The sequence below is a fragment of the Lamprobacter sp. genome, from assembly GCF_034860625.1.
Taxonomy (GTDB): Bacteria; Pseudomonadota; Gammaproteobacteria; order Chromatiales; family Chromatiaceae; genus Lamprobacter.
Map to the genome: position 1 here is coordinate 1 of NZ_JAYESN010000197.1, position 5,817 is coordinate 5,817.

Below are 5,817 nucleotides of genomic sequence, written 5' to 3' on the forward strand. Positions count from 1 at the left end.
GAGTTGATCGCCGGCGGCTTCGAGCGCGGGAATGCGATCGGTGCGGTCAAGGTACCAATACTCCTGCTCGCGCAGTTTGCCAAAATCGCTGAGGCCGTAGGGGAAGTGCATGGGGCGGTGCCTATTGCGGGTGCGGTGTACCGGAGCATAGCAGTCGCGTCGCTGCTGGAAACCTGCCGTTTATGCGGCTGCCTGACAGACCAACTCTACGCAGACCTTTTCATAAGGGAGGTGGAATTTACCTTCGGAAGTTTTATCGACCAGCCCGCACTGGACCAAACGCTCAGCATCAGACAGGACCTCTGTCACATCGCGGCCAACACGATTAGCCAGCTCAGGCCCGCTGAGGGGGTCAGCACCGGTCAATGCCTTGATAAGGCCCCAGCGGTCAGGAGTTAACATCGAGAGCAAGCGCGCCTCGCTGCGAAATGAGTAACGTTGCGCCTGTGGCTCGCCACGAAAGGCACGCTCTAGGCGGGCTTTGACGGTCTCGAGGTCGGAGACATCAATGATGAGCGTGCTCATGGTTATACCCTCACAAGCGGCTGACATCAGACCAAAAGTCCTCAGCCAGCTGCACCAAATCAGCGAATTGATAGGGAACCTCGCGATCCCCTATATGCTTGTGAAAGCGATCTCGTTGGATTAAGGTTGCTGGCATTGCGAAAAGTCGATCTCTTCTGGTATCTCAGCACAGGCGCAGGCCGAGCAGCGGCACAGCGCGAGGCGCTCGCACGCGCCGCACTTGAAGCGAAACTGGACCGGCTGCGCGGCACCCGCAGCCCCGACCATCAGGGTCGCTAGTGCATCCTGGTCGTGATCGGTCAATGGGCGCTGTGCAGCGATGCGCTTTATGTGGCTATCGGGATAGACAGGCACCATGCGCTACATACCCTGCGCGCCTGCTCAGAGCGCCCGCCACAGCAAACGCTCAACCCCCAGCGCGACCACGGCAAAGGCGCGCAGATCCTTCAAGCCATGGCGCTCGATCAGCGTGCCGCCGTAGTCGCGCGCCTGGGCCTCGGCTTCATCAAGCTTGGCTTTCACGGCTGGGCGTTCGGCGAGTGCCTCGCGCGGTCGCTCGCGGACCTGCTCGCCGCTCAGGCCGAGATCCTTGAGGCTGAGGTATTTGAACTCAAGTAAGAGATCCAGCACCTGAAAGCGGCGCTTATCCGGGCGCACGATCAGCGCGAGATCCGCATAGCCACGATCAGTCTCCAGCTCGGAGACCGCCATATAGAGCCGATCGTCGAACAGCAAGGTGAGAAAGGCGAACTTGACCAGCAGCTCGTTGCTCCAGCGATAGTCGCGGTTGGACAGCACGCGGAAGTAGCTTTGTTCGATCAGATCACAGAGGGGCGCTAGATCGCCATGCTGACCGAGGGCGCGCACGACCTCCTGGACCTCGCGTGAGCGCCCGGTCACCGGCAGCCAGCGCTCGCGCAGGCGCTCGACATAGAGGCCGCGCGCGACCAGGTTGGGGATGCGTAGTCGGCATTCATCGAATTCACTGAGGCCATTGAGGGTGAGGATACCGAAGAAATACAGCAGCGAGGCCATGAACGGCTGATCCTTGACCGCGGCCAGCACATCGGCGACGCCGAAACGTTGCACCAGCTCGGGGATGAGGATGCGGTCATCGCCACTGAGGGCCTCGATCAGCAGGTCTTCGCCTTGGGGCAACTGGGCGATGTACATCAGCTTGTTGCGGTCCATGGCGAGGTTTTCATCGAGCATGCGGCGGGGGTATTGGCCTCGCCGGTAGAGGGCGTCGAAGAAATACAGGCTGAGGGTGGGATTGTAGAGGCTCTCTGGCGCCTCTTCGCTGAAGCGATAGCCGTTGTAGAAGGTGCGCATGGTCTCGAGCGCGGCGGGTGCGGTCCAAGCGCTGCCCTCACCGTCCTCGCTGCCCTCACAAGCCAGTTGGTTGAGCACCGTCGCGACTTCGGCCTCGGTGAAGCCGCAGAGGTCGTTGAAGGCGGGTTCCAGATAAATATCCTTGCCGACGTTGTAGCCACTGGTCATGTCGCTCATCACCACTGGGGAGACGCCAGTGATGAAGACGCGGTCGAGTCCGAGCCCGCCGGCGGCAGCCTTGACCGATTTGAACACGGTCTTCAGCAGTCCCTCGCCTTGTAGCAGGGTCTGGTAGCGGTCTTGGCTGCCGGGCCGGGCGGCCATCAGCACTTCGTTGGCGACGTTGTCGTATTCGTCGATTAGGAGATAGAGCTTGTGCGGGGTTTGGGAGAGGGTGCTGAGCAGCGACTCCCAGGAGGAGATGGCGTGCTCTGGCGTGATGCTGATCGGCCGGGGTAGCTGTGACGCATAGCGGTACTGGAAGGCGGTGATGCGGTCATTGATGTGCCGATGCACCGCGTCTTCGATGTCCGCGATCTCGCCATGAGCGGGGATCAGGGAGAAGTCCCATTTGAGCACGAAGTATTGATTGTGCAGCGCAGTCGGCTCACGGCCGATGGCGAGGTTGCCGAACAACTCGCCAAACTGCTCGGCACGGTTGAGATCGTAGTAGTGCTCGAGCATCGACAGCAGCAGGCTTTTGCCGAAGCGGCGCGGGCGCAGGAAGATCAGCTGCCGACCCGCCTGCTCTAGGGCGGGGATGCGATCGGTGCGGTCGAGGTACCAGTAATCCTCCTCGCGCAGGGTGCCAAAATCGCTGAGGCCGTAGGGGAAGTGCATGGGGCGGCGCCTGTTGCGGATGCGTTGCGCCTGAGCATAGCAGGCGCGGCGTTGATGTCGTTTGCGCAAGATGAGGCGACGCTTTTTAGCCTCGGCATGGCGTTGAGGCAGTGGATCAGCCGCGCGCGGTGGGTTTCAGTGCCAAGCAGCGCCTTGAAGACACAGTCGGGCTTGGGGTCAATCGATTAGTGCATCTAGCCGTGCGACTGACTCAATGCGCTGGTGCGAGAAAAGCAAAAAACAAAATCACTGTCCGCCGCGCACCAACCTCACAGCAAGGCTGTTCTTCTTGCTGCGGGGGCTGACGTGGCCAACCTTGAAATCGACATGCCACGCGTTGCGCGAATAGGTGGCATACGTAGAGGCCGACCAGGTATATGTCGTAGTATTCGGAAAAACAGTCAAATTAATTGCGGGGAAAAAGCAGCGTTGCTCAATAATGCTCTGCAGTTCGTTGATGTTAGGCAGCCGCCAGTCATCGTAGTTGGCAAAGCTCGTTTGCTGCGCATGCTCGAGAGCTTTTTGCCAAGTGTAGTTTGTATGGCTCCCGGTACAATCCGTGCCAGCTTGCCCTTCAGCACAACGTTTCCACATTAAACCCGTTGCAGTATCGCTGACTGTGCCGTCGCTGTTGACGTCAAAACGATCGTCTGGGGTACTGGACAGGATGCTGTCGCGACAGGTCTGACCAGCTTGCCCGGTGGAGGTGATCAGCAGAAGCGCGATCGATGCAAAACAGGCGTGGCGAACAGTGGAAAACATGGGTGAGATCCTCAGATTGAGGTAGAAAAAAGAACAGTTAGGTCAGTGCCACCATGCCGTTGAGTGGATGGTCAGCCGCCGTTGGTTGAAACAGATAACGCAAGACCCGCCGTTTCATGCCGCCGGGCAAATAGCCCTCTTCAGCAATAAACGCATAAGCTTGACCTGCTCCTCGCAAGGATCGCCCAATGCCTTTGACCTTGACATGCGAGAGCGGTCAGGAATGCCCCGGCGGCAAGCCAGGGCGAGACTCACCCCGACCGGTGCGACGAGCGCGCAAACGCTTGCAATTCTTTGCCTCATTGTAGGCTCAGCTTAAAATCGTCCACGGCCAGCACCCGTTCTGCCACCCGTTCCGCCAGATCATTGGGCGCGGATGCGGCCCGATGAATCAACCGACATAGCTGCATGGCTTGACGGCGCAAATCGCTACCAAGGCTGTACTTGTGATACCGCAGAAACCGACGCACCGCCTGCTCAACAGCCAGCAGCAGGCGGTTTGCATCACGCCAGATCGGCAAGGCCTTCAGGTGTTGCATGTTTGGGCTGCATGAAAGACAAAAAACAAAATCACTGTCCGTCGCGCACCAACCTCACGGAACGTCCGCTAGACTTATCGGTTCCTGTGATGTGGCCATTATAGAATCTGTAGAAGTAGATACTCCACGCCTTGTACGAACTGCTGCGGGCCTCCGGCGAGGCAGACCAGAACGATATGCCCCTTGGTGGCGTCGGGAAAAAGTCGCTATCGATCAAAGGGCGTGTGGAATCCCGATCCCGACTCACAATCGAGGCCAGCTCGAAGCGGTCCGGCAGGCGCCAGTCGTTCTCGCCGCACAGCCCCTGTGCATTAACCACATCGACAAAGTCATGAGTGTCGCATTCACTGCCGTTGCAATGGCCACCGTTCTGGGTGCCCGCTGAACCGCCATTGGTGTCGGAGTCAGGGTTGTACCAGGTATAGGTGTGGCCGCTATCGTGCAGGCCGCCATCGGTGGTTTTCACCTCCCAGGTCAATCCGGTGTGGTTATCGCGTACGCAGGACCACTGGGTGCCATCCATTTCGTTGCCATCATCACGCCACTGTTCGTCCTGTATGAACAGTGGATCGCCATTGGCGTCGAGCTTGGTAAAGTCGAAACCAGCGTGGCCAGCGCCAACTTTGTCCAACAGCCCGTCACGGGCGAGAGCATCGCGCCCGTACTCAGCATCCTGGCCTGGGTAGCCCTCGACTGGACAGTCGAGGTTGCTACTTTCAGCGTCTCCGCAACGAACGATGCCGGTGTCATTAAGGGGAAAACTGCCAGTGACGGGAGGATCATCGGCGGTGAAGGTCACGGTGACCATGCAGTTGGCGGTCACCGGCCCGGTCGTGTAGGTTGAGCCACTGAGACTCCCGCCACAGCCGGTGACAGAGGCGATCCGATAGCCGCTCTCGGTGGTCGCCGTAAAGGTTGCCGTCTCGCCCTCGGCGACCGTCTGGCTGCTGGGTTCGATGGCGCCGCCGGCCCCTGCAGTGGTCGTGACCCTGTAGCCGGCTGATGTATAGCTCCGGGTCAAGGTCGTGGTCTGGCCGGCGGCAATACTGGCGGTCGCGGGACTGGGAGCCGTCCAGTCGCTGATGGCGCGGAACTCGACCGTCTGGCCACCGATCGGAATCCCGCTTTCCGTCGCGCTGCTGCCGAACCATTGATCGGTGTTGGCACGCCGCCATTGGGCACCAGCGGCGACGGCCTCAGCAGGTTCCAGGGTGACTTGAAGGCTGCCGGTGGTGGTCGCGATGGCCGCATTGGCGGCGGTACGCGCCGCCTCTACAGTCGTTGAATCGTAAACCGGACCCGGAGGGCGATTGTCGGGTGGAGAGGCGACGAAGGTAAACACCTTGGCCAACTGTTCGAAAGCGTTGCCTTCGATGATTTGCCCCTCTTCCTCATCAAGCTGACGCGCTAAAATCCGAGTAAAGATAGACCGAAGATTATCGTTTAAGCTAACGCCATCGCCCGCTAAGCTGTCCATGAAGGTCGTCACATAAACTTCATGGACCGATGCAGAGCGATCTCCGCTGGCCTGAGCCAGGGATGTCGCTCCCATTAGCATCAGAGCCGCCAACATGAGCGCGCTCATTGGCACTGGTATCAGCCGGTGCCAAGCGCGAGCAAGCAGGCCGTCGGTAACCGGCCGATGGGTAAGCGCTGGTCTGAACGATGGCATGCGCGGTTCCTTGATCGTGTTTTTCGGTGAAATCTGATTTAACCCAAAGAACGCTGTGAAATACCAACCCACCGGAAGCTGAGGAGACGACAGCCTGGCATCAGGGGCACGGCATCTATCCAGTTGCTGAGATTTCCGCTCGTGATC

Annotated in this window: 5 protein-coding genes; all 5 read right to left on the minus strand. The window is 59.5% G+C overall.

The genetic code is table 11. From position 1 onward, the window contains the following. Nucleotides 1–180: 180 nt before the first annotated feature. Nucleotides 181–525: a transcriptional regulator gene (locus VBE63_RS23800; RefSeq protein WP_323685502.1), complete on the minus strand. Its 345-nt coding sequence runs from the start codon at nt 523–525 to the stop codon at nt 181–183. A 381-nt stretch (nt 526–906) separates the two neighbouring features. Continuing rightward, nucleotides 907–2,697 carry an AAA family ATPase gene (locus tag VBE63_RS23805; RefSeq protein ID WP_323685503.1) on the minus strand — a complete coding sequence of 597 codons (1,791 nt, stop codon included), beginning with the start codon at nt 2,695–2,697 and terminating at the stop codon, nt 907–909. A 246-nt stretch (nt 2,698–2,943) separates the two neighbouring features. After that, on the minus strand, nt 2,944–3,459 hold the full coding sequence (locus tag VBE63_RS23810; RefSeq protein ID WP_323685504.1) for a DUF1566 domain-containing protein: 516 nt from the start codon (nt 3,457–3,459) through the stop codon (nt 2,944–2,946). Nucleotides 3,460–3,758: 299 nt separating this feature from the next. After that, nucleotides 3,759–3,998 (minus strand): hypothetical protein, encoded by a 240-nt coding sequence (locus VBE63_RS23815; RefSeq protein ID WP_323685505.1) that lies wholly within the window; start codon nt 3,996–3,998, stop codon nt 3,759–3,761. A 31-nt stretch (nt 3,999–4,029) separates the two neighbouring features. Beyond that, the coding region (locus VBE63_RS23820; RefSeq protein WP_323685506.1) for a DUF1566 domain-containing protein at nt 4,030–5,817 on the minus strand (1,788 nt) is incomplete at its 5' end.

Bases quoted from the DNA above. Each gene is read 5' to 3' on its own strand.
- VBE63_RS23805 (WP_323685503.1), bottom strand. From the start codon at position 2,697: ATGCACTTCCCCTACGGCCTCAGCGATTTTGGCACCCTGCGCGAGGAG.
- VBE63_RS23815 (WP_323685505.1), bottom strand. From the start codon at position 3,998: ATGCAACACCTGAAGGCCTTGCCGATCTGGCGTGATGCAAACCGCCTG.
- VBE63_RS23800 (WP_323685502.1), bottom strand. From the start codon at position 525: ATGAGCACGCTCATCATTGATGTCTCCGACCTCGAGACCGTCAAAGCC.
- VBE63_RS23810 (WP_323685504.1), bottom strand. From the start codon at position 3,459: ATGTTTTCCACTGTTCGCCACGCCTGTTTTGCATCGATCGCGCTTCTG.